This window comes from Vibrio sp. 10N.261.52.C11, from assembly GCF_041471405.1.
Lineage (GTDB): Bacteria > Pseudomonadota > Gammaproteobacteria > Enterobacterales > Vibrionaceae > Vibrio > Vibrio crassostreae_C.
On record NZ_JBFROI010000130.1, the window covers coordinates 1 to 559 of the forward strand.

Below are 559 nucleotides of genomic sequence, written 5' to 3' on the forward strand. Positions count from 1 at the left end.
TTTCCGGATTGGTATTAGATGCAAAAAAGCCTCGCGATTTCTAGCGAGGTTTCTTATAAATGGCGGAGTAGCTAGGATCTCAGGCGACCGGAGCTCGTGGTTGGAGACCGAATTATCGATACCCAGAAATGACGAAAGCCTAGTCATAAGACTAGGCTTTCTAATAAGTGGCGGAGTGGACGGGACTCGAACCCGCGACCCCCGGCGTGACAGGCCGGTATTCTAACCAACTGAACTACCACTCCGCAGTGTCTATTCAGCATAAAGCAATTTGGAGCCTGGCGATGTCCTACTCTCACATGGGGAAGCCCCACACTACCATCGGCGCTATTGTGTTTCACTTCTGAGTTCGGCATGGAATCAGGTGGGTCCACAATGCTATGGTCGCCAAGCAAATTCTGTTGTTAACTTGAATAATCAAATCAACTAAATATGGTGCTGATACCCAGACTCGAACTGGGGACCTCACCCTTACCAAGGGTGCGCTCTACCGGGCTGAGCTATATCAGCAATTCAAGAACCGTTTAAAAACGACTCTAAAAATTTAAAGCCTGGCGAT

Annotated in this window: 2 tRNA genes and 1 rRNA gene; all 3 read right to left on the minus strand. The window is 48.5% G+C overall.

Annotated elements, in window-relative coordinates:
- Positions 1-168 precede the first annotated feature (168 nt).
- Positions 169-245, minus strand: a tRNA-Asp gene (locus AB4323_RS24260).
- Between the two features lie 31 nt (positions 246-276).
- Positions 277-392 (minus strand): 5S ribosomal RNA (gene rrf / locus AB4323_RS24265).
- A 41-nt stretch (positions 393-433) separates the two neighbouring features.
- Positions 434-510 (minus strand) — tRNA-Thr (locus AB4323_RS24270).
- Positions 511-559: the final 49 nt, after the last annotated feature.